General features: G+C 40.0%; 31 protein-coding genes and 4 tRNA genes. 30 read left to right on the top strand and 5 right to left on the bottom strand.

Features of this window, described 5'->3' with window-relative positions:
* Positions 1–48 precede the first annotated feature (48 nt).
* The 14 genes from rpe to RFX69_RS10615 all read left to right on the top strand — a co-directional run bounded on the left by rpe (position 49) and on the right by RFX69_RS10615 (position 10,191).
* The gene (gene rpe, locus RFX69_RS10680; protein ID WP_000043044.1) at positions 49–735 is read left to right on the top strand and encodes a ribulose-phosphate 3-epimerase; all 687 of its coding nucleotides are present in this window, start codon (positions 49–51) and stop codon (positions 733–735) included.
* A 356-nt stretch (positions 736–1,091) separates the two neighbouring features.
* The gene (locus RFX69_RS10675; RefSeq protein WP_000216415.1) at positions 1,092–1,913 is read left to right on the top strand and encodes a Cof-type HAD-IIB family hydrolase; all 822 of its coding nucleotides are present in this window, start codon (positions 1,092–1,094) and stop codon (positions 1,911–1,913) included.
* Positions 1,914–2,013: 100 nt separating this feature from the next.
* The gene (locus RFX69_RS10670; RefSeq protein WP_000174917.1) at positions 2,014–2,409 is read left to right on the top strand and encodes a hypothetical protein; all 396 of its coding nucleotides are present in this window, start codon (positions 2,014–2,016) and stop codon (positions 2,407–2,409) included.
* Positions 2,410–2,449: 40 nt separating this feature from the next.
* Complete coding sequence (locus RFX69_RS10665; RefSeq protein ID WP_289332864.1) at positions 2,450–4,354, top strand: copper resistance system multicopper oxidase; 1,905 nt, start codon at positions 2,450–2,452, stop codon at positions 4,352–4,354.
* Entirely contained in the window at positions 4,341–5,096 is a 756-nt protein-coding gene (locus RFX69_RS10660) for a copper resistance protein B (protein ID WP_289332865.1), read from the top strand. The genes RFX69_RS10665 and RFX69_RS10660 overlap by 14 nt, the downstream gene beginning before the upstream one ends.
* A 28-nt stretch (positions 5,097–5,124) precedes the next feature.
* Positions 5,125–6,120 (top strand): cation transporter, encoded by a 996-nt coding sequence (locus tag RFX69_RS10655; RefSeq protein WP_272314441.1) that lies wholly within the window; start codon positions 5,125–5,127, stop codon positions 6,118–6,120.
* Positions 6,121–6,269: 149 nt separating this feature from the next.
* On the top strand, positions 6,270–6,590 hold the full coding sequence (locus RFX69_RS10650) for a multidrug efflux SMR transporter (protein ID WP_000312237.1): 321 nt from the start codon (positions 6,270–6,272) through the stop codon (positions 6,588–6,590).
* Positions 6,591–6,601: 11 nt separating this feature from the next.
* Positions 6,602–7,081 carry a methylated-DNA--[protein]-cysteine S-methyltransferase gene (locus RFX69_RS10645; RefSeq protein WP_000927479.1) on the top strand — a complete coding sequence of 160 codons (480 nt, stop codon included), beginning with the start codon at positions 6,602–6,604 and terminating at the stop codon, positions 7,079–7,081.
* 136 nt (positions 7,082–7,217) lie between these two features.
* Positions 7,218–8,438, top strand: coding sequence for a bifunctional glutamate N-acetyltransferase/amino-acid acetyltransferase ArgJ (gene argJ / locus RFX69_RS10640; RefSeq protein ID WP_000268128.1), 1,221 nt, complete (start codon positions 7,218–7,220; stop codon positions 8,436–8,438).
* Positions 8,439–8,584: 146 nt separating this feature from the next.
* Positions 8,585–9,649, top strand: coding sequence for a quinolinate synthase NadA (gene nadA / locus RFX69_RS10635; RefSeq protein WP_001278262.1), 1,065 nt, complete (start codon positions 8,585–8,587; stop codon positions 9,647–9,649).
* 142 nt (positions 9,650–9,791) lie between these two features.
* Positions 9,792–9,868: transfer RNA gene (locus RFX69_RS10630), tRNA-Pro, on the top strand.
* A gap of 56 nt (positions 9,869–9,924) precedes the next feature.
* Positions 9,925–10,001 (top strand) — tRNA-Arg (locus RFX69_RS10625).
* Positions 10,002–10,034: 33 nt separating this feature from the next.
* Positions 10,035–10,110: transfer RNA gene (locus tag RFX69_RS10620), tRNA-His, on the top strand.
* A gap of 4 nt (positions 10,111–10,114) precedes the next feature.
* A tRNA-Pro gene (locus tag RFX69_RS10615) sits at positions 10,115–10,191 on the top strand.
* An 823-nt stretch (positions 10,192–11,014) separates the two neighbouring features.
* Here the strand turns inward: RFX69_RS10615 and RFX69_RS10610 are convergent.
* From RFX69_RS10610 to RFX69_RS10590, 5 genes are all read right to left on the bottom strand, one after another.
* Positions 11,015–11,428 carry an antitoxin gene (locus RFX69_RS10610; RefSeq protein WP_109104350.1) on the bottom strand — a complete coding sequence of 138 codons (414 nt, stop codon included), beginning with the start codon at positions 11,426–11,428 and terminating at the stop codon, positions 11,015–11,017.
* 85 nt (positions 11,429–11,513) lie between these two features.
* A complete protein-coding gene (locus RFX69_RS10605) occupies positions 11,514–11,693 on the bottom strand; it encodes a type II toxin-antitoxin system HicA family toxin (protein WP_000009390.1) in 180 nt (59 codons plus the stop codon).
* Positions 11,674–12,027 (bottom strand): hypothetical protein, encoded by a 354-nt coding sequence (locus RFX69_RS10600; protein WP_228158181.1) that lies wholly within the window; start codon positions 12,025–12,027, stop codon positions 11,674–11,676. The genes RFX69_RS10605 and RFX69_RS10600 overlap by 20 nt, the downstream gene beginning before the upstream one ends.
* Before the next feature lie 10 nt (positions 12,028–12,037).
* Positions 12,038–13,084, bottom strand: coding sequence for a phage portal protein (locus tag RFX69_RS10595; protein ID WP_109104349.1), 1,047 nt, complete (start codon positions 13,082–13,084; stop codon positions 12,038–12,040).
* Entirely contained in the window at positions 13,081–14,859 is a 1,779-nt protein-coding gene (locus tag RFX69_RS10590) for a terminase large subunit domain-containing protein (protein ID WP_109104348.1), read from the bottom strand. The genes RFX69_RS10595 and RFX69_RS10590 overlap by 4 nt, the downstream gene beginning before the upstream one ends.
* Positions 14,860–15,037: 178 nt before the next feature.
* Between RFX69_RS10590 and RFX69_RS10585 the strand changes: the two genes are divergently transcribed.
* From RFX69_RS10585 to RFX69_RS10510, 16 genes are all read left to right on the top strand, one after another.
* Positions 15,038–15,895: a GPO family capsid scaffolding protein gene (locus RFX69_RS10585; protein WP_109104347.1), complete on the top strand. Its 858-nt coding sequence runs from the start codon at positions 15,038–15,040 to the stop codon at positions 15,893–15,895.
* A 35-nt stretch (positions 15,896–15,930) separates the two neighbouring features.
* Positions 15,931–16,941: a phage major capsid protein, P2 family gene (locus tag RFX69_RS10580; RefSeq protein WP_109104346.1), complete on the top strand. Its 1,011-nt coding sequence runs from the start codon at positions 15,931–15,933 to the stop codon at positions 16,939–16,941.
* Positions 16,942–16,947: 6 nt separating this feature from the next.
* Positions 16,948–17,712 carry a phage terminase small subunit gene (gene gpM / locus RFX69_RS10575; RefSeq protein WP_109104345.1) on the top strand — a complete coding sequence of 255 codons (765 nt, stop codon included), beginning with the start codon at positions 16,948–16,950 and terminating at the stop codon, positions 17,710–17,712.
* Between the two features lie 100 nt (positions 17,713–17,812).
* Positions 17,813–18,262 carry a head completion/stabilization protein gene (locus RFX69_RS10570; protein WP_109104344.1) on the top strand — a complete coding sequence of 150 codons (450 nt, stop codon included), beginning with the start codon at positions 17,813–17,815 and terminating at the stop codon, positions 18,260–18,262.
* Entirely contained in the window at positions 18,259–18,513 is a 255-nt protein-coding gene (locus RFX69_RS10565) for a hypothetical protein (protein WP_109104343.1), read from the top strand. Before RFX69_RS10570 ends, RFX69_RS10565 begins: the two co-directional genes overlap by 4 nt.
* Positions 18,510–18,719 (top strand): tail protein X, encoded by a 210-nt coding sequence (locus RFX69_RS10560; protein WP_005112016.1) that lies wholly within the window; start codon positions 18,510–18,512, stop codon positions 18,717–18,719. The genes RFX69_RS10565 and RFX69_RS10560 overlap by 4 nt, the downstream gene beginning before the upstream one ends.
* 2 nt (positions 18,720–18,721) lie before the next feature.
* Entirely contained in the window at positions 18,722–19,081 is a 360-nt protein-coding gene (locus RFX69_RS10555; RefSeq protein WP_005112015.1) for a putative holin, read from the top strand.
* Positions 19,078–19,335 (top strand): phage holin family protein, encoded by a 258-nt coding sequence (locus RFX69_RS10550; protein ID WP_004738245.1) that lies wholly within the window; start codon positions 19,078–19,080, stop codon positions 19,333–19,335. Before RFX69_RS10555 ends, RFX69_RS10550 begins: the two co-directional genes overlap by 4 nt.
* A complete protein-coding gene (locus RFX69_RS10545; protein WP_109104342.1) occupies positions 19,332–20,162 on the top strand; it encodes an N-acetylmuramidase family protein in 831 nt (276 codons plus the stop codon). The genes RFX69_RS10550 and RFX69_RS10545 overlap by 4 nt, the downstream gene beginning before the upstream one ends.
* A gap of 29 nt (positions 20,163–20,191) precedes the next feature.
* Entirely contained in the window at positions 20,192–20,689 is a 498-nt protein-coding gene (locus RFX69_RS10540; RefSeq protein WP_267460263.1) for a phage tail protein, read from the top strand.
* 2 nt (positions 20,690–20,691) lie between these two features.
* Positions 20,692–21,153, top strand: coding sequence for a phage virion morphogenesis protein (locus RFX69_RS10535; RefSeq protein WP_109104340.1), 462 nt, complete (start codon positions 20,692–20,694; stop codon positions 21,151–21,153).
* A gap of 60 nt (positions 21,154–21,213) precedes the next feature.
* Entirely contained in the window at positions 21,214–21,768 is a 555-nt protein-coding gene (locus tag RFX69_RS10530; protein WP_109104339.1) for a phage baseplate assembly protein V, read from the top strand.
* Positions 21,765–22,115: a GPW/gp25 family protein gene (locus tag RFX69_RS10525; RefSeq protein ID WP_109104338.1), complete on the top strand. Its 351-nt coding sequence runs from the start codon at positions 21,765–21,767 to the stop codon at positions 22,113–22,115. The genes RFX69_RS10530 and RFX69_RS10525 overlap by 4 nt, the downstream gene beginning before the upstream one ends.
* Positions 22,112–23,029 (top strand): baseplate J/gp47 family protein, encoded by a 918-nt coding sequence (locus tag RFX69_RS10520; RefSeq protein ID WP_109104337.1) that lies wholly within the window; start codon positions 22,112–22,114, stop codon positions 23,027–23,029. The genes RFX69_RS10525 and RFX69_RS10520 overlap by 4 nt, the downstream gene beginning before the upstream one ends.
* On the top strand, positions 23,029–23,565 hold the full coding sequence (locus tag RFX69_RS10515; RefSeq protein WP_109104336.1) for a phage tail protein I: 537 nt from the start codon (positions 23,029–23,031) through the stop codon (positions 23,563–23,565). The genes RFX69_RS10520 and RFX69_RS10515 overlap by 1 nt, the downstream gene beginning before the upstream one ends.
* Positions 23,566–24,558: phage tail protein (locus tag RFX69_RS10510; protein ID WP_309169319.1), on the top strand; the 993-nt coding region annotated here is incomplete at its 3' end.

The following is a 24,558-nucleotide window of genomic DNA, read 5'->3' as shown; positions in this document are numbered from 1 at the left end:
GTTATAATTTTTAGCCTCTCCTTAAATTTTTAGCCAGGTCATCCACCTATGTCCAAGCCTTATTTGATTGCTCCTTCTATCTTATCTGCCGATTTTGCTCGTTTAGGCGAAGATGTAGACAAAGTGTTAGCTGCAGGTGCCGATGTAGTGCATTTTGATGTGATGGATAATCACTATGTTCCAAATTTAACTTTTGGTGCAGGTGTGTGTAAGGCTTTAAAAAATTATGGAATTACTGCTCCTGTTGATGTGCATTTAATGGTATCTCCAGTTGACCGTATTATTGGTGATTTCCTAGAAGCAGGCGCAGATATCATTACGTTTCACCCAGAAGCTTCTCATCACATTGACCGTTCATTACAGCTTATTAAGTCTGGTGGTGCTAAAGCAGGATTAGTTTTTAACCCAGCAACACCATTGCATTATCTAGACTATGTTCTTGATAAAGTTGACCAAATTTTATTAATGAGTGTAAACCCAGGTTTTGGTGGCCAAAAGTTCATTCCAATGACTTTAGAAAAATTACGTGAAGCGCGTAAAATTATTGATGCAAGTGGCCGTGATATCCGTTTAGAAGTAGACGGTGGTGTTGGTCCTGCAAATATCCGTGAAATTGCAGAAGCTGGTGCAGATATGTTCGTTGCTGGTTCGGCAATTTTTGGTCAACCAGATTATAAAGTTGTGATTGATCAAATGCGTGCAGAGCTTGCAAAAGTCGGTAGTGTAGACGCTTAAAAAAAGAATATTAAGCTGAGAGTAAACTTGTGGATAACTTTGTTTATAACTGTATGGATAACTGTGTTGATAACCATATGGATAAGATGTTGGTAAAATAAACAAAATGAGATCAACCGTTTATTCTCTAAGCAAAATGTATGAAAAAAGAACGCTTTGGCGTTCTTTTTCTATTCTATAGGGATATTTTTGGATCTGTTTTTTTATTAAGCTTTGCTAAAAAATAACCTGTGCAAAAAACGAGAAGGCTTGTGTAAAACTTTTTAAAATATATTGAATAGAAAACTGTAAAAGTGTCATGAAAAATAAAGCTAAATTTGATTTAATAAGATTTTAGTAAGAGACATAGATCATTAATGACAGTAAAAATTTTAGCGGTAGATATGGATGGGACTTTTCTTAATTCTAAGAAGCAGTACAACAAAGCACGTTTTTTAAAACAGTATGAACAACTAAAACAAAATAATATCCGTTTTGTAGTCGCTAGTGGTAACCAGCTTGCAAAGCTTGTTACGTATTTTCCAGAAATTAATCATGAGATTGCTTTTATTGCCGAAAATGGTGCTCATGTTGTAGATGCGGGGCAAGAGTTAGCTTTTGCTCATTTAAGCAAAGAGCAATTCATTGAGATTTTAAATGCGATTGACCCAGTGTATACCTCTAAAATGGTGATCTGCGGAAAACAGAGTGCTTATGTGCATAGCAGTATGAATGCAGAAGATTATGCTAAAGTCGCTCGCTATTTTGAAAAGCTGACGGTTATAGATGACTTTTATGCACTAGATGACTTGGTGTGTAAAATTACTTTTACTGCGCAGGAAAATGAAAGTTTTACGATTTTTGAGCATTTTCAGAAGCAAAGTTTTGTAAAAGATAAGGTTTTGGTACCAGTTTCAAGTGGCTTTAATTTTATCGATTTGATTCTTCCGGACCAGCACAAAGCACATGGTTTGAAGCTATTATTGCAAAAATGGCAGGTTCAACCCGATCAAGTCGTTGCGATTGGTGATAACAATAATGATATCCAGATGATTAAAGCAGCAGGTTATGGGTTTGCAGTCGAAAATGCAGTTGAAGCCTTAAAATCCGTTGCTCCTTACACAACTGCAAATAATGAGCAAGAAGGTGCATTACAGGTAATTGATTTGGTTCTTCAGCATCAACCTCCATTTGCTTAATGACCTTAATAACAATCATCTAAGATGGAAAATTGTATCTAATTTAAAACTTGGTTATGCTAAACAACTAAGATAAGTAGATTGCTCAAGGCAATAAATGATGACACTGCAACACTTACACAAGTATGCTTGGTTTGTGTTCCTGATGACTTTAGTTATTGGGTGGAGTGGTGTGTCTATTGCTCAGACACCTATGCAGCATGATCTTCATACTATGCCGTGTCATAGTGAGCAAATGAAACATCACTCTATGCATATTCAAGCTGATGAGCAGGCAACGTGTCATCAATCTATGGGGCAGGTTTCTCACCAACATGGTGAACACTGCCAAGACTGTAACCCGGTCCATTGTCAGATGGTAAATCTGGCTTTACAGCAAGCTGTACCAGATATTGAATCATCATTTATTCCTATTCCATCTCAATTTAGTAGTATTTATCAGGCACAGCATTTAGCCGGATACTGGCAAGAAATCTTACGTCCACCAAAAGCTTAATCCTTTCTTACTTATTTTTTTAGTTAAAAGGATTAAAGCAATGTCTCATAAAACGATTAGCAGCCTCGTCGCTGTATTTGGTCTATTGGTTTCACCATGGACTCTTGCGGCAATTAAGGAATATCACCTTAATATTAATGAACAACAAGTCAATGTTACGGGCAAACCCCTTAAACGAATTACCGTAAATGGAAAATTTACAGCACCACTCCTTGAGTTTGAAGAGGGGGATGAGGCTGTTATTCACGTCCATAATCAATTAAAGAATCAAGATACCTCTTTACACTGGCATGGGTTGTTACTGCCGGGGTTAATGGATGGTGTGCCGGGTTTTAATAATTTTAAAGGGATTGCTCCAAATGGAGATTTTGTTTACCGCTTTAAGGTGAAACAAAATGGCACATATTGGTATCACGCCCATAGTAAAGGCCAAGAACAAGACGGTTTATATGGGCCGCTTGTGATTTACCCAAAAGGCAAAATACCAGTTGCGGCGCATGAAAAAACTGATCGTGATTATGTAGTGATGCTTTCAGATTTCCATGATTCTTCTAGCGATAGCATTATGAAGAATTTGAAGAAATCTGCTGAGTATTATCAAAACCGCCGTGAAACCGTATCTGATGTTTTGAAGCAAGTTAAAACACAAGGCTTAAAAGCAACTTGGCAAGATCGTTCAATGTGGAATCAGATGCGGATGTTAAAAACCGATATGTCTGATGTGACGGGTTATACCTTCTTAGTTAACGGCAAGACACCTCAGCAAAACTGGACAGGTAACTTTAAAGCTGGTGATAAGGTTCGATTGCGATTTATTAATGCATCAGCAATGTCATTTTTTGATGTCAGAATTCCAAATTTGAAAATGACAGTTGTAAGTGCAGATGGGCAGCCAGTCAAACCTGTTGCAATTGACGAGTTTCGTATTGGTACAGCTGAAACCTACGATGTCATTGTGGAACCTAAACAGCCAAATTATCAGATTGAAGCAGAGTCTATTGACCGTAGTGGTTTTGCCATTGGAACTTTGCACAATGAAAATACGCAGGCTGTGGGACCAGTCCAAATGCCAACACCACGTCCACGTGCTTTATTGACCATGGATGATATGGGCATGAGTCATGGTGGTGGAAGTAATGAACATGCTGGCCATCAAATGAACATGCAACATGACATGTCGGCCATGCCTGAAATGAAAAAAGAGACGAGTCAGGCTAATCATGATCACACAATGATGAATATGGATCATGACATGAAAAATATGTCATCTGGCGAACATGATCATTCCATGATGCACATGAAGCATGATATGCAGGGAATGTCAGCTAGCGAGCATGGCCACGCTATGATGAATATGAATCATGAGATGCCTGCTCAATCTGAGAATAAGCCTAAAAAGGATGAACCAGTTTATGGCTGGGCAAATGCTTCAACGCCAGCGGGTATGAAAGCACTGCAATATAGCGATTTGCAATCTTTAACACCTCAGCCAGATACTCGTGCGCCCGAACGAGAATTAGTCATTCGTTTAGGCGGCAACATGGAACGTTATATCTGGACCATTAATGGCAAGAAATTTAGTGACACGACACCTTTACAAGTTAAGTATGGTGAACGCATACGCTTGAAGTTTGTGAATGACAGTATGATGGCACATCCAATGCATTTACATGGCATGTTTATGCAATTGGAAAATGGTCAACAAGCTGAAAATTTACCAAATAAACATACCATTATTGTTCCACCTGGAAAGACCGTTACGGCGTTATTGACAGCCGATGCTTTGGGAGAATGGGCGATTCATTGCCATCTGCTCTATCACATGAGTGCTGGAATGATGAATAAATTAATTGTGGCTCAAGTCAACGATGGGCAACAACCCGCTCAGACCCAGCCAATTGTTCAATCTGAAAATGAGAAAGGAGCTAGTCATGCGCATCACTAAGTTATTTTCTCAAATGATATGTTGCGGTGCTTTCTCGGGTATATCTGTATTTGCTTTTGCTCAAGAACCTTTAACACACGATCATTTACACGAACATGGTGGACAGGTTTATCAAGCAACAAAGATTGATACTGGCTGGACTCAAAATGAAGAAGGAGAAGGTAGTTTTTCTTCTGAATTAGAAACTTGGGTGGGAACGGATGAAAATAAATTGTTCATTAAAGCCCACGTTGAAAAAGCAGAGTCAGAAGATGCCAATTATGGCGGTTCAGTACTTTATAGTCGAAATGTAGCTGACTATTGGGATGTACAGGCCGGTGTAAACTACGAACGTTTGCAACGGGAAGATGAAAAGCAAGATCGCTGGGCTGGTGTAGTGGGCTTACATGGCATGGCGCCTTACTTTTTTGAAACCGATGCTTATCTTTATGTAGGTGAAGATAAGTTATGGAAGTTAAGCCTAGAGACAGAAAGAGATTTGCTTTTTACACAAAAGTTGATTGGTAAGCCCTATTTAAAAGCAGATGCTGTTTTACAAGATGAATCTCGGTATGCCAGTAAAACAGGCCTGTCGAGTTTACAAGCCGGCTTTCAAACCCGTTATGAAATCAATAAAAAGGTCATGCCATTTGTTGATGTCGGTTATGGTTATGAAAAAGGTTTAAAACAAACCGCTTGGCAAACTGGAACCGACTCAGAACATGGTTGGTATTATGGAGCTGGGTTAACACTAAAATTCTAATTGCCGAACAAAAAGTAAGCTTAATGACATGCCATTGGTTTATACTGATGGCATTGTTTTTTGTGTCAGTTATGGTGCAAAGATGGCTTTAGAAAAACAAGAGAATCAAATAAATGTAAATAAAAGCTGCTCAAGCTGCGGGTGCTCAAGCGTAGCAACTCAGGACTATTCTATGCCGAGTGAACCTGCGGCGAATAAAATCCAATGGGTGAGTTATTACCATATTCCTCACATGGATTGCGCAGCAGAAGAGCAAATGGTGCGAATGGCTTTAGCACCTTATGCTGAACATATTCAAGAACTTGAATTTGATTTACCTGCTCGGCATTTAGCGGTGTATCACAGTGCAGACGCTGAAAAAATTACCCGAAGCCTGCAGCGATTAGGTTTAGGGGCAGAGTTGCAACAAACCCAGCCTCACTATGAACCCGTTGAAAAGCCTAAAAAAGTGTGTACTAGTTCTTCAAACCATGCAGCACAAAAACAGGTTTTACAGTGGTTGTTACTCATTAATGCTGTGATGTTTTTTATCGAATTTATGGCAGGCATTATTGCATCATCAACAGGGTTAATTGCTGACTCGCTCGATATGTTTGCCGATGCGGCAATTTATGGCATTGCTTTATTTGTGGTGGGTAAAAACCTCAATGCTCAATTAAAGGCTGCACATATTTCCGGATGGTTTCAGTTTGGCTTAGCCATGATTGTGTTAGTTGATGTACTACGTCGTTTTATATACGGCAGTGAACCTGTTTCAATTCTCATGATTTTAATTGGTGGCTTAGCACTTGCGGCCAATATTACTTGCCTTTATTTAATGAGAGATCATAAGGAGAGTGGGGCACATATGAAGGCCAGTTATATCTTTTCTGCAAATGATGTCATCGTAAACTTAGGTGTCATTATTGCGGGAATATTGGTTGCAATCACAGGCTCTCGTTATCCTGATTTAATTATTGGATTGATTATTGTTTTGTTCGTTTTAAATGGTGCACGAAAAATTTTACAGTTAAAAAATGAATAATATTTTCTGATAGAGGCAAGTTTGAGTTCGGGTTTGCCTTCATTTTTTATTTTAAAGTAAACTGAGTCTTCACATAAAGGAGGAACGACCTCCCCCATAATGGGTAATCATGTCGGGACGACCTGACACTATAAAAATTAGTGAATGTTATGGCTTGGGCTATTTTAATTTTAGCAGGTGTATTTGAAGTGATTTGGGCATATTCTATGAAAATGTCTGAAGGTTTTACACGCTTAACACCTAGTATTATTACCGTAGTTTTTATGATTTTGAGTGTAGTTCTACTTTCAATTTCAATGAAAACTTTACCCCTTGGTACTGCTTATACGGTTTGGACAGGCATTGGTGCAATTGGATCATTTTTAGTTGGTATTTTCTTTCTTCATGAGCCTATTGGTGCGATGAGGATGATTGCTGCTGTACTGATTGTATCAGGACTGGTTCTAATGAAAATTTCGTCTCCATCCTAAGAGGATCAAGTATGTTGCTGTCTTATAAGTATATCAATTCGCCTGTTGGGCAATTAAAACTGGTTGCGAATGAAAATGCTTTGGTGGCAGTACTTTGGGACAATGAAAATCCAAAACGTGTTCGACTGGCAGAGCTGGTCGAACAACTTGAGCATCCAGTTTTATTAAAGACCGAACAACAATTACAAGAATATTTTGAAGGCAAACGCCGTGAGTTTACATTACCACTAGATTTTGAAGGGACTGCATTTCAAAAGCAGGTCTGGGCGGCATTACTGACGATTCCGTATGGTGAAACAAGAAGTTATAAAGATATTGCCGTTCAGATCGGAAATGAAAAAGCAGTGCGAGCAGTGGGTGCTGCAAATGGCAAAAATCCGATTTCAATTATTGCACCTTGTCACCGAGTCATTGGTGCGGGCGGAGCTTTGGTTGGTTTTGCCGGTGGTCTTGATAAGAAAGATATTTTATTAAGATTAGAGCAAAAATAAGCTATTTTTAGCGCTCGATTTTTTTAGGCTTTTCTAATAAGCTGTCAATTCTGATATTTCATATAAAGCGTGTTTTATAACCTCGCTATTTTCTGAAATATTAATCTTTTCATAACAAACTCTGGATGTTCTAAAAATGGCTGTCGGTGACGTAACAATGCCACAAATGCATGTGGTAAAAGGTGTAAAAATTGGCTCAACAGAAGCATATGTACGTTACCCAAACCGACGAGATCTAGTCATTTTTGAATTTGCAGAAGGTTCAAATGTTGCAGGTGTATTTACGCAAAATGCATTCTGTGCGGCACCTGTTCATGTATCTAAAGCTCATCTTGCCGAAGGCAATCCGCGCTATTTAGTGATTAATACAGGTAATGCCAATGCTGGTACTGGTCCTACAGGTTTGAAAAATGCTCAGGATACTTGTGCAAAGTTAGCGGAGCTTGCTGGCGTTAACAGTTTCGAAGTACTTCCATTTTCTACAGGTGTGATTGGTGAGCAGCTTCCGATGGAACGTTTACTCGCTGGCTTACAACCTGCATTAAATAGCGTACAAGACGCTGCATGGAGTGATGCGGCATCTGGCATTATGACAACAGACACAGTGCCAAAAGGCGCATCTGAACAATTTGAGCTTGATGGTATGACTTATACCATGACCGGTATTAGTAAAGGCGCTGGGATGATCCGTCCAAACATGGCAACTATGCTGAGCTTTGTGGCAACAGATGCGCCTATTCGCCGTGATTTAGTACAAAAGCTATTAAAGACTACAGTTGAGCATTCATTTAACCGTATTACCATTGATGGTGATACCTCAACAAATGACTCTTGTATTTTTGTAGCAACTGGTCAGGCTGGTGGTGCTGAAATTACATCGGAAAGCGATGCACGCTACGCTAAAGTGTTAGAAGTACTTGCTCGTGTAATGAACCGTTTAGCACAGTTAATTGTCCGTGATGGAGAAGGTGCAACCAAGTTTATTACTGTTGCTGTTGAAGGCGGTGCAAATACTCAAGAATGTTGTGACATTGCTTATAGCATTGCGCATTCACCACTTGTTAAAACTGCACTTTTTGCATCGGATCCGAACTGGGGACGTATTTTAGCTGCAATCGGCTATGCTGGAGTGAAAGACTTAGACGTGTCTAAAATTCAGGTATGGTTAGACGACGTGCAAATCTGTAAAGATGGTGGCGCAGCCGAGGACTATACCGAAGAAGCAGGTGCTCGTGTAATGGCACAAACCGAAATTACCATTCGTGTTGACTTAGGCCGCGGACAAGCCAAAGACACGGTATATACGTGTGACTTATCTTACGACTATGTCAAGATTAATGCAGATTACCGTTCGTAAATATTCAGTTATAATCAAGCCTCGACAAAGAGGCTTTTTTATTAGCCCCATCTTTTGATATTAAATGATTGAATTTAGTAAATCGTTTAAGCAGTAACGTTATATGCGAGCAGGTATGCCAGCATGAAGGATAGAGAAGACGTTTTATGAGTGATGCGACTTTAATTGCCAACGATGCAAAAAACATTGTACAAGCGCATTTAGACCGTTTAGGTGAACCAAAAGACAACCGCCTAAGTGAAGAAGCAAAACAACAAAAGTTTGCACAGATCGAAGCAGAGCTCAAAAAACGTGATGCTGTCCTTGTTGCTCACTACTATTGCGATCCAGATGTACAAGAACTTGCCGAAAAAACAGGTGGATGCGTTTCTGACTCTTTAGAAATGGCCCGTTTTGGACGAGATCATGCAGCCTCTACACTGGTTGTGGCTGGCGTTAAGTTTATGGGCGAAACAGCAAAAATTCTGTCTCCTGAAAAAACGATTCTTATGCCGACGCTTGAAGCAACCTGTTCACTCGACTTGGGCTGTCCAGTCGATGAGTTCACGGCATTTTGTGATCAGCACCCTGACCACACCGTAGTGGTTTATGCCAATACATCGGCTGCTGTTAAAGCTCGTGCGGATTGGGTGGTGACTTCAAGTTGTGCAGTTGAAATTGTTGAGCATCTAGATAGCTTAGGCGAAAAAATTATTTGGGCACCAGATCAGCACTTAGGTCGCTATATTCAAAAGAAAACTGGCGCTGATATGTTGCTTTGGGATGGCGCATGTATTGTGCATGAAGAATTCCGTGCACGTGGCATTGCAAACATGAAAGCACTGTACCCAGATGCGGCTGTATTGGTCCATCCTGAGTCACCAGAGTCGGTGGTAGAAATTGCAGATGCAGTGGGTAGTACATCTCAATTGATTAAAGCTGCACAGACTTTGCCACACCAACGTCTAATCGTGGCAACGGACCGTGGCATTTTCTACAAAATGCAGCAAGCAGTACCAGATAAGATTCTGGTTGAAGCCCCAACAGCGGGTGAGGGCGCAACTTGTCGTTCATGTGCACATTGTCCATGGATGGCCATGAATGAACTTGATGGAATTTTAGAAGTTTTACAAAAAGGTGATCAAGAAATACACGTTGACCCAGCACTTGCTGAACGTGCCAAAATGCCTTTAGATCGAATGTTAGCCTTTAGTGCATCATTAAAACGTTAAAAAGCCTCAAAATGCTTGTTAAATATACATTTGATAAGGATTTTTAACTTTTTTTGACAATAGGTGTTGACGTCTGAGGGCGTCGCGCCTAGAATGCACACCGTACCGCACGATGTGCGATACAGCAAAAGCTGAGATAGATCGGAGCATAGCACAGCCTGGTAGTGCACCTGGTTTGGGACCAGGGGGTCGTAGGTTCGAATCCTACTGCTCCGACCACTTAAAAGAATATTTTAAGATCGGCGAAGTATCGCATGATAAGCATCATCGGTTAAGCGCCTGTAGCTCAGTTGGATAGAGCATCCGCCTTCTAAGCGGATGGTCACAGGTTCGAATCCTGTCAGGCGCGCCATTTGGTAGCTTGGTACGTAGAACTTATTTGATGGTGGATGTAGCTCAGTTGGTAGAGCCCTGGATTGTGATTCCAGTTGTCGCGGGTTCGAATCCCGTCATTCACCCCAATTTCGGAGCATAGCACAGCCTGGTAGTGCACCTGGTTTGGGACCAGGGGGTCGTAGGTTCGAATCCTACTGCTCCGACCATATTCTTGATTTATAAAAGAAAATTACCCTCTAATTTTCTGTACATTCCCTAGATTGAATACTCTTAATCACTGTAAGCATTACCTTGCTGAGTGTCTTTAAATGACTGTTTTAGTCAATTTCTATTCCCATTTCATTCCCATCAAAATTGTTTTCAAAGTTTAAAAACTATGCAAAAATGCCTATTTTTTAGATCAAGAAAAAAGTTGGGGAGTACCGAAAATTTGAAGTAATAAAGTAATAAGCTATAAATATAATAATAATTTCAATATCTTATATATCTATTCAAATGAAATAATTTAGTAATTCTAAGGTAATTTAATACTGTATAAAAATGTACTGCATCTATTAAAATGTTATTAATAAAATCAAATACTTATATTTTATTACTTATGAAATTACAAAAAATTACCTTGAAATGTAATAATATTTATTTTTAATTTTCATATAGTTAAGATAGTTTCTTACTTTATTACTTCAAATTAAAGGCATACCTGAAAAAAGGTTTTACATTTGTGTTTTAAATTGAAAAAAGGTTTTATTTATGTCCTTTTTGGTCAGAGATGTGGCGTGTAGTAATTTGCAGTAGTCATTTTTTGCTTATTTCTCTGTAAAGCCCGTGTAATGGCGGTTATTACGGCCTATTTGGGCTGTATTTGGCCTTGCAGTAAAACGGCCCTACATAGAGACCGCAGGTGGGGCGGGCAACTGCGCGGCGTCTAGTTAGGCTGTGGCCAGATGTGGACAAATGAGAGAGCAGATGTGGATAAGTCAAACGGACAAAAAAAAGCCAGCAAATGCTGGCTTTTTTTTGAATAATCGCTTATGCGATAACTATATCGAGATCCTTGCCTAATGCATGAAATGCACTTTCGATAGACTCCAATTTTGTTGAGTGTTTTAACGAAAGCAAACGATCAGCTTGCTTTTGTAACCATCCAAGACGACGAGCTAATTCAGCTTTGGTAACGTTTTGTGAGATCATCTCATTATATAAACGTACTTTAGCAGCTACTCGAACTGGAAGATGAACTGCATATTCACCTTTCTTACCTTTCGATGGTAATGGGATGGCTTTACGCTCATCCATATAAATTTCGAATACTGTTTCTATACCATCCAAAGCTTCTGATAAAGCTTCTTCTAAAGTATAGCCTACACTATTTAGTTCGGGGAGTTCACTTGAGCTGACTATAAAAGCCTCTCCCTCCCTGTGAATACTGACATAACATTTCATATAGCACCTATTAATTTTATAAACTTATAATAAAGCGGAATAAACTCTCGCCTTCAAAGGGGACCGAACTATAAGGATTTGAGGCTTAAAGCCCCAAATCCTTTTTGATCTTTAAACGAGTGCCTTCAGGAATTTCTTTTTTCCCGTGGTTAGGGAAAACAGTCTTCTTACCGTTAAATTCAATAATCATATGTGATCCCTTACCTTTACGCACAAAGATAACTCCCTGTGCAATTAGCCATCGTTTAAACTCGTTGAAGCTCATAAGCTGCCCCTTGTTTAAACACATGATAAGTATAGGACAAAAATGTCTTATTATCAATAAAATTATAAGACATTTTTGTCTTATTTCCCTTTGTTCGATAGTTAAAAAAAAGCCCCTTATTTAAGGGGCTTTTTTTTATATACTGAACTTTCACGCCAAATGTATATTCTTTACCTTCAATTACTATTCGATCAGTACCAATAATTTTAAATAACTTACCATTGGTACTTGAGAGAGTTTTGAAATAGCCCTCATTGTCTAATGTAACTAAAGCTAAGATAGGTAAACTATCGTTTTTGTCGGTTTCATAAAGGTATGTAAATTCAACAGCCATAAAAAATTTTTTAAGCAGATTTTTTCAAATCATATTCTTTAAAACGAATTAATTCTATGCCTGTTAATTCATTAATTTGTGATAAGCGTGATTGTAAAGGCACGATCTCTTTACTATAGAAAACATCCTCTGCATCGGTAACAGAACCGAAACCGCCTGAATTGTTTGGTACGATTCCCATAAGTTGTGGAGGGATTCGGAGTGAAGCAAGTACATCATCCCGTGTAATGTTTTTAATATTTGCAAAATCATCTTTAGCCGCGATTTCGGAAACTGGAATGATTTGAACACCATCTTTTTTTCCGTTCGGACTGTAATAAAACAAATTTCGGAAATTGCCCGGCCCTTTACTGTCTTTTAAAGCTTGACGTAAATTATCAATATCTTGCGGATCATTTGCAGGGTCATTCACATACATAATGAAACCCGCATGGCTACCATTGTTATAGTATTTACGACGGAAAAGCGTAGCTGATTCATTGAGCCATAAACTTTGTAAAGCAGCGATATATTCAGGCTTGCCGTAAATCTCTTGATCAATGTCTGATTCGCGGATATGAGTAATTCGGCCTTCTGGAAATTCATATTCAGAATAACCAAGATGATCATTTGTAATCATGAAATAACGATTATCCAGACCCACTCGCATGTACTTAGATAAACTTGGTTTAAATTGAAGGGTCTTTTTAGTCATTGATTTGATTTCTTCTAAATAGGCATTCCCTGACCAAATATAGTCAAAAGCGATTTGTTCAAATGCAGAACGGCTCAAAAGAGGGTGCGGGATAAACTGACTTACTAAATAATTTCGTTTAAGAAAAATGCCGCTACTTAGGTAAGGCGTTGCACGAAAAGATTTTGAAAGACCCGCAATACTTACCGCAGGTTCATACCAGCGGCCATTGAACCAACATTCCATATATTCGGATAGGTCATTTGATAATACTGGTACAGGATCACCAAAAGTAAATGCTTCAGCTCGGCTAGCAGATCTGACAGTTTGAACTTGAGTAGAAAAGGCATTGAAGGCACTTTTTAAAAGTTGAACTGGTTTCATGAGTAAATCTCCAAAATTGATGAATTTGAAATAGTTGTGCCTTCTAACGGTTCGTTATAAACGGCATGCATGAGTGCCCAAGCTAAATCCGCATGTCCGATTTCTTCAGAACGCCCTGCGGTAAACGTCATTTGTCTTTGACTTGCTGTCAGTGTCTTTTTGATGCTCATAAGGGATTGAGCGATGTCGGTATGACCCGCATCAAATTCGAGACGTCCATTGCGGATAACATCTAGTGTTTTTAATACGAGTTGAGTTTTAACTTCGGGGCTATAGCTGAATGTTGTTAATGCTGGAAAGAATTGGCGAACCAATTGGGCTACACCTGTGCCCATACCCGTTGTATCCAAACCGATATAAGTCACGTTGTAACGTAGGGTAATTTGGCGGATCTGTTCTGCTTGTGATTTAAAGTCCATGCCACGGAATTGGTGGCGTTCCAAAATACGGAATTTCCCATTAGCGATTGAAGGAGGAGCTACAACAACAAGACCAGCGCTATCTCCAGTCTCGGCAGGGTCATAACCGACCCATACAGGACGGCTGGCAAGTGGACGGGCATGGAAGGGTTTATAGTCATCAGCCCATGCTTCCCAGCTATCAACCATGCATGCTTGAAGCATATTGAGAGGGAAAATCGAAGCACCATCATCAATGAATTGGCACATCAATAAGTTGGCGAACTCCTCTGCTGAATATTCAAAACGGAGTTCATCAATATCAAATAGATCACACCCACCATTCTCAGCATCAAGAATAGTGACGATTTGACGCCAAAGTTTGTCTTCACATAAATGCCCATGTTTTAACGCATCATGAGACACATCAATATTCAGACGCTGATCTTTAGGTCGGCCTTTGTTATAACGTTCACCTGTCCAGAATGCATAGGCTTGATGGGCCATTGTGGATGGAGTCGAGAAGTATGTTTTTCGCCATTTCTTATGCATGGCCATACCAGATGCGACTTTGTTTAGTTCGTTAAAACCATAGGTCCAGAAAAACTCATCGAAATAGAAATTACCGTGGTGGCCCTGAGCTGTGCGGGCGTTCGTACCCAAGAATGTTAGATTTGCTTGGTTATTACCTAAGATGATTGGATCACCTTTAAGCTCAACACCAGTGTGCTCAAAGGCAAATTGTTGAATATAGGTTTTAAAAATATGGGCTTGAGCTTTTGATGCAGATAAAAAAATCTGGTTTCGGCCAGTTTTTAGTGCATCGATAAAAGCTTCACGGGCAAAGTAGTACGTTGCGCCAATCTGACGGCTTTTAAGGATTGCCCGAGTACGTTGATTTCCAGCTCGATACCAATCCCATTGATAGTCGTATAAGTTTTCCTCAAATGCTGTAATGAGGATCTCGACTTCTTGTTCCGTAAATGTATTTGGTTTTTTTTGTTTTTTGGCAACTGCGTTTCGGTTCTGAATATTAGGATTTAGATCAGATTCTTTGCCTGTATCACGGTAACGTTCAATTCTTGCAAGTCTTTCTAGTTCCCTCATTAAGAGGTCGACTTCCTTCATGTCTCCACTAGATTTTTTATTTTTAAATATGAGCGTAATGAGTCTGGCTTCAATTGCTTGAGCCACCCGATTTTCAGGTTTAGTTTTTTCCCAATCGTCCCGTGTTTTCCATGCCTGAACCGTTCTTTCTTTTTCATCAAGAACTTCGGCAATTTCGGTGATTTTCCACCCACACCAATAAAGAAACTTAGCTTTTAGTCGATTGTCGAGAAACAAATTGACGTTGGCCAGTTGTGAAAATTCATTCATATCCAATGTCTGCTACTTATCTGCTGCAAACATTGGCAGTACACGCTTTTAGATTCAGCCTTAGTGAGTTGTAAACCGTTGAATTACAACTGACGCTCGTTGCGACGGCATGGGGTCATTGCCCATTCTGCACCTATCGAAATTGCCCGAACTCCAATTTTTCATAGGTAAATGCAGCATGAGCAGCAAAGAGCAGAAACCAAAAAAATTTAAATCAAAGTGGTTCCGTATTGCCACGGCAGGGGACACCACAGATGGTCGTGAAATCCAAGAAAATTGGATTCAAGAAATCGTAGAAACATACAACCCTCAAACTTACGGTGCACGTATTAACGTTGAGCACATCCGTAGCGTTTTACCTGATAGCAGCTTCGGTGCTTACGGGGATGTCGTGGCAGTAAAAGCTGAAAAGGTCGATGTCAACGGTGAAAAGAAACTTACTTTATTTGCCCAAATTGAACCAAATGACAATTTGATTGCGCTCAATAAACGCAACCAAAAAATTTATACATCGATTGAAGTAAATCCAAATTTTGCTAATTCAGGCAAAGCATATCTGGTTGGCTTAGCTGTTACAGACAGTCCAGCATCATTGGGTACAGATATGTTGCAGTTCGCTGCAAATGCTGAAAAAAACCCTTTTGAGAGTAAAAAACAGCATAAAGACAACTTGTTTACAGCAGCAGCTGAAGTAGAACTTGAATTTGAAGAAATCGAAGAACCAAAAGTGTTTGGTGCTGGTCTCGTTGGCACAATTCGAAATCTGTTCAAAAAGCAAGAACAACAAGAACAAGCAACAACTGAGTCTTTTAGCAATACAGAGCAGGCCATTCTTGAAATTGCTCAACAGACGGCTGAACAGGGTAGCGAAGTCACTAATCTCCAAACCTCTTACAACGAACTTCAGCAAAAACATGAGCAGCTGGCCACAGAGTTTTCAGAGTTTAAAGAGAAGCTCGATGGCACTCCTGATCAACCGTCACGTCCGAAAGCATCCAGCACGTCCTTCTCAGAAATCGAAGAAGTCGATTGTTAAGCCAAGATTATTTATAGAATTATTGAGTAAAAAACATGCGTCCAATTACCCGTAAAAAATATAATGCAGTAATGTCCAAATTAGCCGAATTAAACGGTGTTGAGACAGTTGAGAAAAAATTTACTGTAGAGCCATCAGTGCAACAAAAGCTTGTTGATCACATCCAAGCCTCATCTACTTTCTTACAACGTATTAATATTCATGTTGTACCTGAACAATCAGGTGAAGCTATTGGTTTAGGGATTACACGTCCAATTGCATCTCGTACAAATACTAATGTGTCAGATCGTCAAGCATCAGATCCTACAGCTTTAGATAATCGTTTCTATTTCTGCCGAAAAACAGATTTTGATACAGCCATCAAATATCAAAAATTAGACCAGTGGGCAAAATTCAAAGATTTTTACTCACGTTTCCGTGGTGTGATTGTTAAACGTCAAGCGCTGGACCGTATCATGATTGGCTTCAATGGTACTTCCATTGCTGCTGATACAGATATTGCTGCGAATCCACTTCTACAAGACGTAAACAAAGGTTGGTTGCAGAAGCAACGAGAAGAGAATGCAAGCCGTGTGTTAAAAGAAGGGGCGACAGCAGGTAAGCTCACTATTGGTTCGACTGGTGATTATAAAAATCTTGATGCTTTAGTGATGAACCTTGTTGATGAAATGATTGATGAAGTTCATCAAGAAAATCCTGATCTGGTCGTTATTTGTAGTCGAAAACTCCAGTCGGATAAATATTTCCCTTTAGTGAATAAAGACCAAGAAAACTCTGAAAAATTAGCTGCTGATATTATTATCAGTCAAAAAAGAATGGGTAATTTGCCTGTTTATGCAGTGCCATTTTTCCCTGAAAACTGCCTTCTTGTGACGACCTTTGACAACCTTTCTATTTATGTTCAGGAAGGTGGTCTCCGTCGTACAGTCATTGACAACCCTAAACGCGACCAAATTGAAAACTACGAATCTTCAAATGAAGACTATTACATTGAAGATTTGGGCTTGGCTGCAATGGCTGAAAACATTGAAGTACTTGCGGGGTAATCACGCATGAACTTTGCCCGTCAACATTTTCGAAAGCATCAGGCCAAAGCAGCAGCTGAACAAGCAACTGAATATGGACACATGAAAAATGCAACGGCATACGAGCTGCAATTATCGCAGCTCAACAATGACCGTGCTCGCTTAAAGCAGATCCAGTCGACAGAAAATAAGATCAAGCTGAAAGCGGAATTATTGCCGATTTATGCACCTTACATTGATGGCATTCTTGAAGCTCAAACGGGTGTACAGGATGAGATCGTTACTGAAATGATGATCTGGAATATTGATACATCTAACTTCAGTCGAGCATTACAGATTGCTGAATATGTTTTGGTTCATAACTTGGTTTTACCAGATCGTTTTGAACGAACGCCTGCATGTGTCATCACAGAGGAAATCTCAGCTGCATTCCTTAAGCAGCTTAAGACCAATGTTGAAATTGATATCGATGTATTGAAGCAACTCGAAATATTAATGACTAACCCGGATTTATCTGAGGAAACTCTGGATATGCCGGATCAGGTTAAGGCCAAAATGTATCTTGCATTAGGTAAGTCGGAGTTGCGTTTGATTACCGATAAGGACAAACCGGATCTTGTTCATACCAAAGCGGCTTTAGATTATCTACAAAAAGCAGTTGAACTGGATGATAAGTGTGGTGGACGTGGTGATTTGAATCTGGTGCAAAAACTTTACGATAAATTTGCACCGAATACGAATCCTACCACTGAAACAGAAACCAATACGGGTGATGTAACAGCATCATCATAACGAGTGCCGACGCACCGCACTGGCGAACAATGGTAGTGATCTTACACATTAAATCCTCACCGAGCCATTGTTCCCACCAGTGCATTAATGGGGGAGCAATATGGGATTTTCTGCAAACGGTAATACAACACCATCCAATATAACAATCGGCAGTACAGATTTTTTCCCGAGTATTTCTTTAGATGAAATCCGCTGCTTTGTTCGAATTGATGGGGCCGTATCTGATGCCCGGCTTAAACAGGTTACTTTAGAAGAAATTATCGATGTAAACCGCTTACTTAATAAATTAGTAAGTTCTGCTTCAAGTTTGGCCGAGTTAGCAACAGCAAAAGTTGATGGAAAACCAGATACAGAAATTTTGTACTTTTCAGCTATTTCAAACGGGGTGGCTGCAAAAGTTAATGAGCAATATCGCAGTTATGACACAAGTACTGCGGGCAATAAAAATGCAAAAGAATTGACGCCAACGATTGATGAATGTCGACGAAATAAACAGTGGGCCATCAAACAATTATTGGGCCAATCACACACTACGGTTGAATTGATATGAAATCTTTCACATTGCATAAAACTTCAGAAAAAGTGACATCGGTTGTTTTAGATAGCTTTGAGTTGAATCACTTGGTTTTAAAAGCGGTAGCTGATGAGTTAGGTATAGATACAACCGATCCAGACACACTCTCATTTTTTTATGGCGAGAATAAGTTTGCAAAAGTATGGAAAGAATATGAAGTTGCTGCTGTGTGTGTGCAATTTGTAGAAAGAAAGAAATCTATTCATAGGCCTCCGAGAAAGCCATGAACACAGTTCGATCAATTCAAAACGACACGATTGACCTGATTTGCTGGCGTTATTACGGACGTTCTCTAGGTGTTGTCGAGAAAGTTTTAGAAGCCAATCCGAAACTTGCGAATATCGGCGCAATTCTGCCCATTGGTACAGAGGTCACTTTACCCGACTTATCTGCTCCCCAACAAATTACACAAACTATTCAGCTTTGGGACTAATTATGCCAGAACCAACTTCAACTACAGCTGCAACAACAACAGGTCTCGCAGCGGTTTCATTATTACCATTTATCAATGGTAATGCCTTGCTTGGTGCGGTTTTGGGAGCAGCTTTTGTGGCTTATCTCGAAAAAGAACTTAGCGCAAAACAACGTATTGCATTCATGCTTTTATGCGTTGGCTTTGGTTATTTGCTTGGCCCTGAAATTACCAGCCGTACTCAATTCATCAGTAGTGACGCAACAGCTTCAATGCTTGCGGCCATTTTTTCAATTTACATCCTGATCAAATTGCTTGATTGGGTAAAAAACTCAACTCTTGCTCAGCTCTGGAAAACTTTTCGAGGGGGAGGTAACTCATGATCATTGTTCAAATCGTTGCTGTGCTTTGTTATTTGTTCTGTGGCTTCCGAATCCTAAGTTTTGAGCGCTCAGGGCATCATAAAGGCTTTGCAATTCTTGCGACTGTTTTGGTGGCCAGCTTTATTGGCCAAGCAGTCTATATCGTATTTTTTAAAGAACCAGTAACAGTATGGGATGCCATTTTAGCCATGCTGCTCACTCTTATTGTTTATCGAACAAAGGGCAATGTTGCGAAAATATGGAGTACATCATGATCTTAAAATTCGGCTCAAGAGGTAACGCAGTAGTTACTTTACAAAGACAATTAGTGGGCTTTGGCTATAAAGGTAAAACAGGCAAAGTTTTAGGTATCGACGGTATTTTTGGTGAAAGCACTGAATATGCTGTGATCCAATTTCAAAAAGAAGTTGGACTTGTGGCCGATGGTAAAGTCGGTGACAAAACCCGTGAAGCTTTGGCTGGTAACGGGCTTGATAAATTCCTTAAAGACTCTGATTACGTTAATGCTGCCAAGCGATTGGGGTTACCAGAATTGGTCATTCGTATATTCGGTGCGGTTGAGGGGCAAGGCGTTGGCTTTTTAAAAAATGGGAAGGTCAAGATCCTGTTTGAACGTCACCGTATGTATGAATATTTAAAACGATTCAAAGGTGATGCTTTTGCTAAAAACCAAATGAAATTGGTGCCAAATTTAGTGAATACAAAGCCGGGTGGGTATCAGGGTAATGAAGCGGAACATGTCCGTTTAGCATTAGCAAAACAGATCCATGAAGATTCGGCACTTATGTCTACGTCTTGGGGTCAATTTCAAATCATGGGTGAGAACTGGAAAGATTTGGGTTATGACTCAGTACAAGATTTTGTAGCACAAATGCAGGCCAGTGAATCTCTTCAGCTTGAAGCATTTATTCGCTTTATCGAATGGAAACCGGGTTTGCTCGAGGCGTTAAAGAAACAGGACTGGGATGCTGTTTTTACTCTTTATAACGGGCCGAATTATAAGAAATTAGGCTATCAAGCTAAATTCCAAAAAGAGTTTGATCACCTCGAGCCGATTTACGGAGTTAAAAAAGCAGCATGAAAAAATTAAATGACCTTCGTGCTCATTTGATGAATGCAGTGATTGAGTTACGACGAGATCCAGACCGACTGCAAATCTTTGCCGACCAGGGTGCATTGAAATGCACCTTTGCTTCGGGGCTTTCTTATGAGTTTTCATATTTCGCAAATATCATTTTGACTGATTACGCTGGTGATCTTGATTCTGTGGCCATACCTTTATTCGATTGGCTCCGGGTAAATCAGTCTGAGCTTTTGGCGAATTTAGACCGGGTTAAAGAGGGGGTTCGTTTTGAGGCAGATTTGCTGGCTAACGATAAAGTCGATTTGGCCATTACTATTCCACTGACTGAGCGTGTCATCGTTAAACGTGCACCAGACGGCACTATAACCATCGATCATCCTCTTGAACCCCAAGCAACTCAAACAGAACAAGCGCAGGAAGTAAGTTTGATCGATCAAGCGACAGGTGACGTTTTAGCACAATGGATGTCCGTTGAAAGTCCAGATAGCTTTGCTTTAGCAATGCCGCTACCTGTTAGGAAATAAAGATGGCTGAGATGAAAACTTTACTTGATCATTTAGGGATTTTACTTAATCAACTGAGTGATAAAGAAAAACGTAAACTCAGCATGGATATAGGCCGTAAATTACGGCAAAGCCAAAGTGCCCGGATTACCAAACAACAAAATCCCGATGGCAGCTCATACGTCCCAAGAAAAAATCAGAAGCTCCGGGATAAGAAAGGGCGTATTAAAAATAAAATGTTTAACCGGATTAAAATGGCTCGGTTCATGAAGGTTAAGCAAGAATCACAAGGTATTTCGGTGGGTTTTTTGGGTAATGTTGCTTTTATTGCCCAAGTCCATCAAATGGGCTTAAAAGACCGTGTAAGAAGAACTAAGAATAGTCCAGTTGTAAAATATCCTTCGCGTGAATTACTCGGCTTTACATCAGCAGATATCGAAATTATTGAAAATGATGTCTTAAATCACTTCTCAAACAAGTTGTAATACCCTCAATTACAACTCCCACCACATGCATTTCTAATCATGCTGCAACACGATTGCAGCATGAACATTTCAGAAATTATTCGTCGTTTAGAAAACATTGTCAGATTCGGTTCAATCGATACGGTCGATCTTGAAAAGGCTCTGTGCACAGTCAATCTAGGCGATATTAAAACAGCCCAATTGAACTGGCTCAACATTAGAGCAGGGACCGACTCGTCTTGGGATCCACCGTCTCCGGGGGAGCGTTGCATTGTGTTTTCTCCTTCAGGGGAATTAGCGCAAGGGCTCGTGCTGTTTGGAATTTACAGCGAAGACAATCCAGCACCAGCTCAGTCTGAAAATATCAAATTGCGCAAATTTTCAGATGGCACGGTCATTCAATATGACACCTCATCTCATGTACTCAAAGCAACTTTAACTGATGGCGGTAAAGTCGAGATTAACGCTTCAGGTGGGATCACATTAAACGGTAATACAACGATCAATGGTTCCTTATCTACGACTCAGGACATTACATCCCAAGCAGATGTAAAAGCTGGAAATATTAGCCTAAGCAATCACAAACATATTGGTGTTAAGGGTGGTGGAGAGACATCTGGAGGGCCAGTGCCATGACAATGAACCGAGTAATTGGACTACGAATCACTGATGAGCTGGAGTCAATTCGCCAGTCTATCACCGATATTTTGACTACCCCAATTGGGAGTAGACTCATGCGTCGTGAATATGGCTCATTGCTCTATGAACTCATCGACCAGCCAATAAACGACGTCCTTATTTTGAAATGTTACAGCGCAATCTATTCGGCACTTTTGCGCTGGGAACCCCGTATCAATATCAATCAGATCAATATCTTCAGTATTGAAGGCTCACGTATGCAAATCGGCCTTGATGCGGATCTGGTTCAACAAAATCAGCCTGTGAATTTATCACTTGGATTGACATTAGGAGCAGCTGCATGAGCGTTGTTGATTTTTCTCAGTTGCCACCACCAGACCTCATTAAAGTTCTGGATTACGAACAGATTTTGGCAAAGCGAAAAGCTCGATTTATTTCTTTATATCCACCTGACGAGCAGCCGTACTGGACTGAAGTATTAACACGTGAATCAGAGCCTGTGACCAAAATTTTACAAGAAAATGCTTATCTTGAATTGTTGATGTCTAATCAGAGAAATCAGGATGCCCGGGCATTATTATTGGCCTTCAGTACTGGATCTGATCTTGATCACATTGCAGTAAGTTATTACGGAGTTACTCGTCTCGTTATTACTCCGGCAAATCCTAATACTGTCCCGCCCACATCTGCTGTGATGGAAAGTGATGAGGATTTAAAAGAACGTTGTTTACTCTCGTTGTCTGGGTTCAATACTGCTGGGGCAACCAATGCCTATAAATTCTTTTCTAAATCAGCCGATGGCCGTGTAGCTGACGCTTCGATTATTTCACACGAAGATAATCCATGCTTTTTAGATGTCTATATTACTCAGCATGATAGTGAGGACTTTTCCGCAGCACCTGAACTAGTCGATATCGTACAGAAAGCTTTAGATCCGGATGACGTTCGTCCCGTTGGTGACCGTCCGACTGTACATAGCAGCACACCCGTAACATATCAAATCCAAGCCCGGCTTTATATTTCACAAACTGCAGAAAACGTCATGTTGTTATCCGTAGCACAAGAACGTTTGCAGAAATACATTAAAAATTCAAAAAAGATTGGTCAATCGATTCGATTGTCGGCCATTTATGCTGCATTACATGTGGATGGTGTTAGCCGGGTAGAAATTCTAAATCCAACTTCAGATATTGTTATCAGCAAAGCCCAACATGCCTTTTGTACATCCACCGACGTACAAATTGGAGGGACTGAATAATGAAGTCTCTATTACCTCCGAATGCAACAGATTTAGAAAAAAAGCTGGCTGAGGTGGGGGCGGATGCTTTTAATTTGCCATCGATTAAACTTGCCAAAGACATTGATCATGCCCCATCTGATTTTCTCGCATATCTAGCTTGGGAACGCCAAGTAAATTATTGGCGTGATGAATGGCCAGATGCATTAAAACGCCACATCATCAACCAAGCGATTTCCCAGCATAAGATTAAAGGCACACCCGCAGCCATCAAAAGGTCATTAGAACCATTCGGCTTTGAAGTGAAATTAATCGAATGGTTCCAAATGGACCCTCCGGGTAGACCGGGAACATTTGCACTCGAGTTAGATCTCGTGGGTAAGGAATTATCTGAAGAAACTTATCACGAAGTGAACCGCTTAGTCGAAGACTCCAAAGCTGCAACCCGTCACGTCTCTAACGTCCAAATATCATCAAATCCAGTCTTATACATCAATACAGCGATTGCATTGCAAGATGCAGTGACAATCGAGTGCATGCCACAGGGTTATCAATAAATGAGCAGTCCATACTATAACGTAACGACAAATGCCGGAGACGCAGCAATTGCAAATGCGATTGCTACAAATACAAAGCTCAACATTACACATGTCGCTTTTGGTGATGGTAACGGTTCTTCACCGACCCCCGATAAAACTCGAACAACATTAGTTAAAGAGGTGTATCGGCAAGGGGTAAATAAATATGAGAAGCACCCAACGATTAACAATTTTATTGAGGTTGAAGCGATTTTGCCTTCAATTGTTGGTAGCTTCTATATCCGTGAAATTGGCTTAATTATTGACGGGAAAACACTGATTTCGCATGGTGCAGTAGCCCCTGTATTTAAGGAGGCTAACTCAGTTCGAGAGTACCATCTTCGATTCACAATCAATATTCAGGACGCTGAAATTGTTAATGTCATGTTAGATGACACGCTAATCTATGCGACTCAAGGTTGGGTCGATGATAACTATGTACCTCGTGATGAGATCATTGATAACTTAGTGACGAATGATCCAGCTAAACCTCTTTCAGCAAAGCAGGGTAAAAATTTACAAGATAACAAACTTGATAAAACTGCCAACGCAGTCGGTCTTCAAACTAAAGATAATCGAACATTAAAACCAAGCGAATTGTCGCAAGCTATACAAGCTTTTTTTGGGACTTTAGATTCAAATAGTAATAGTAGTTTTTTTTGTGATTATTTGACTCTTAATGGGTGGACTGATGCTTCTGGAGGACTGAAAAATGCTCTTGTTTTTAGCAAAACTGGTCAAAGTTTACATCACTTTCAGGCTGATTATAAAAGTGATACTTGGACAATAAAAAAGCAGATTGCATATACAGATTCAAGCATCTCAGGTAATGCGGCTTCAGCAACAAGATTGCAGAATGCACGACGAATTAATAATGAGTTATTTGATGGTACCAGCGACATAACGATTCTTGATAACACCAAATTTAAAGCAGATGGTCCAACAGGTAGCGTTAACGATGTAGCATGGAAT

Source organism: Acinetobacter sp. 148, assembly GCF_031196675.1.
In the GTDB taxonomy this organism is placed as follows: Bacteria; Pseudomonadota; Gammaproteobacteria; order Pseudomonadales; family Moraxellaceae; genus Acinetobacter; species Acinetobacter baumannii.
Note: the sequence above shows the minus strand (reverse complement) of the source record. Positions and strands in the feature narration are given on the sequence as shown.

Bases quoted from the DNA above. Each gene is read 5' to 3' on its own strand.
- RFX69_RS10610 (WP_109104350.1), bottom strand. From the start codon at position 11,428: ATGAAATGTTATGTCAGTATTCACAGGGAGGGAGAGGCTTTTATAGTC.
- RFX69_RS10560 (WP_005112016.1), top strand. From the start codon at position 18,510: ATGAACACAGTTCGATCAATTCAAAACGACACGATTGACCTGATTTGC.
- gpM (WP_109104345.1), top strand. From the start codon at position 16,948: ATGAACTTTGCCCGTCAACATTTTCGAAAGCATCAGGCCAAAGCAGCA.
- RFX69_RS10600 (WP_228158181.1), bottom strand. From the start codon at position 12,027: ATGGCTGTTGAATTTACATACCTTTATGAAACCGACAAAAACGATAGT.
- RFX69_RS10550 (WP_004738245.1), top strand. From the start codon at position 19,078: ATGATCATTGTTCAAATCGTTGCTGTGCTTTGTTATTTGTTCTGTGGC.
- RFX69_RS10605 (WP_000009390.1), bottom strand. From the start codon at position 11,693: ATGAGCTTCAACGAGTTTAAACGATGGCTAATTGCACAGGGAGTTATC.
- RFX69_RS10535 (WP_109104340.1), top strand. From the start codon at position 20,692: ATGGCTGAGATGAAAACTTTACTTGATCATTTAGGGATTTTACTTAAT.
- RFX69_RS10670 (WP_000174917.1), top strand. From the start codon at position 2,014: ATGACACTGCAACACTTACACAAGTATGCTTGGTTTGTGTTCCTGATG.
- RFX69_RS10665 (WP_289332864.1), top strand. From the start codon at position 2,450: ATGTCTCATAAAACGATTAGCAGCCTCGTCGCTGTATTTGGTCTATTG.
- RFX69_RS10555 (WP_005112015.1), top strand. From the start codon at position 18,722: ATGCCAGAACCAACTTCAACTACAGCTGCAACAACAACAGGTCTCGCA.
- RFX69_RS10540 (WP_267460263.1), top strand. From the start codon at position 20,192: ATGAATGCAGTGATTGAGTTACGACGAGATCCAGACCGACTGCAAATC.
- RFX69_RS10565 (WP_109104343.1), top strand. From the start codon at position 18,259: ATGAAATCTTTCACATTGCATAAAACTTCAGAAAAAGTGACATCGGTT.
- nadA (WP_001278262.1), top strand. From the start codon at position 8,585: ATGAGTGATGCGACTTTAATTGCCAACGATGCAAAAAACATTGTACAA.
- RFX69_RS10675 (WP_000216415.1), top strand. From the start codon at position 1,092: ATGACAGTAAAAATTTTAGCGGTAGATATGGATGGGACTTTTCTTAAT.
- RFX69_RS10530 (WP_109104339.1), top strand. From the start codon at position 21,214: ATGAACATTTCAGAAATTATTCGTCGTTTAGAAAACATTGTCAGATTC.
- RFX69_RS10645 (WP_000927479.1), top strand. From the start codon at position 6,602: ATGTTGCTGTCTTATAAGTATATCAATTCGCCTGTTGGGCAATTAAAA.
- RFX69_RS10520 (WP_109104337.1), top strand. From the start codon at position 22,112: ATGAGCGTTGTTGATTTTTCTCAGTTGCCACCACCAGACCTCATTAAA.
- RFX69_RS10570 (WP_109104344.1), top strand. From the start codon at position 17,813: ATGGGATTTTCTGCAAACGGTAATACAACACCATCCAATATAACAATC.
- RFX69_RS10655 (WP_272314441.1), top strand. From the start codon at position 5,125: ATGCCATTGGTTTATACTGATGGCATTGTTTTTTGTGTCAGTTATGGT.
- RFX69_RS10595 (WP_109104349.1), bottom strand. From the start codon at position 13,084: ATGAAACCAGTTCAACTTTTAAAAAGTGCCTTCAATGCCTTTTCTACT.
- rpe (WP_000043044.1), top strand. From the start codon at position 49: ATGTCCAAGCCTTATTTGATTGCTCCTTCTATCTTATCTGCCGATTTT.
- RFX69_RS10545 (WP_109104342.1), top strand. From the start codon at position 19,332: ATGATCTTAAAATTCGGCTCAAGAGGTAACGCAGTAGTTACTTTACAA.
- RFX69_RS10515 (WP_109104336.1), top strand. From the start codon at position 23,029: ATGAAGTCTCTATTACCTCCGAATGCAACAGATTTAGAAAAAAAGCTG.
- argJ (WP_000268128.1), top strand. From the start codon at position 7,218: ATGGCTGTCGGTGACGTAACAATGCCACAAATGCATGTGGTAAAAGGT.
- RFX69_RS10580 (WP_109104346.1), top strand. From the start codon at position 15,931: ATGCGTCCAATTACCCGTAAAAAATATAATGCAGTAATGTCCAAATTA.
- RFX69_RS10585 (WP_109104347.1), top strand. From the start codon at position 15,038: ATGAGCAGCAAAGAGCAGAAACCAAAAAAATTTAAATCAAAGTGGTTC.
- RFX69_RS10590 (WP_109104348.1), bottom strand. From the start codon at position 14,859: ATGAATGAATTTTCACAACTGGCCAACGTCAATTTGTTTCTCGACAAT.
- RFX69_RS10650 (WP_000312237.1), top strand. From the start codon at position 6,270: ATGGCTTGGGCTATTTTAATTTTAGCAGGTGTATTTGAAGTGATTTGG.
- RFX69_RS10525 (WP_109104338.1), top strand. From the start codon at position 21,765: ATGACAATGAACCGAGTAATTGGACTACGAATCACTGATGAGCTGGAG.
- RFX69_RS10660 (WP_289332865.1), top strand. From the start codon at position 4,341: ATGCGCATCACTAAGTTATTTTCTCAAATGATATGTTGCGGTGCTTTC.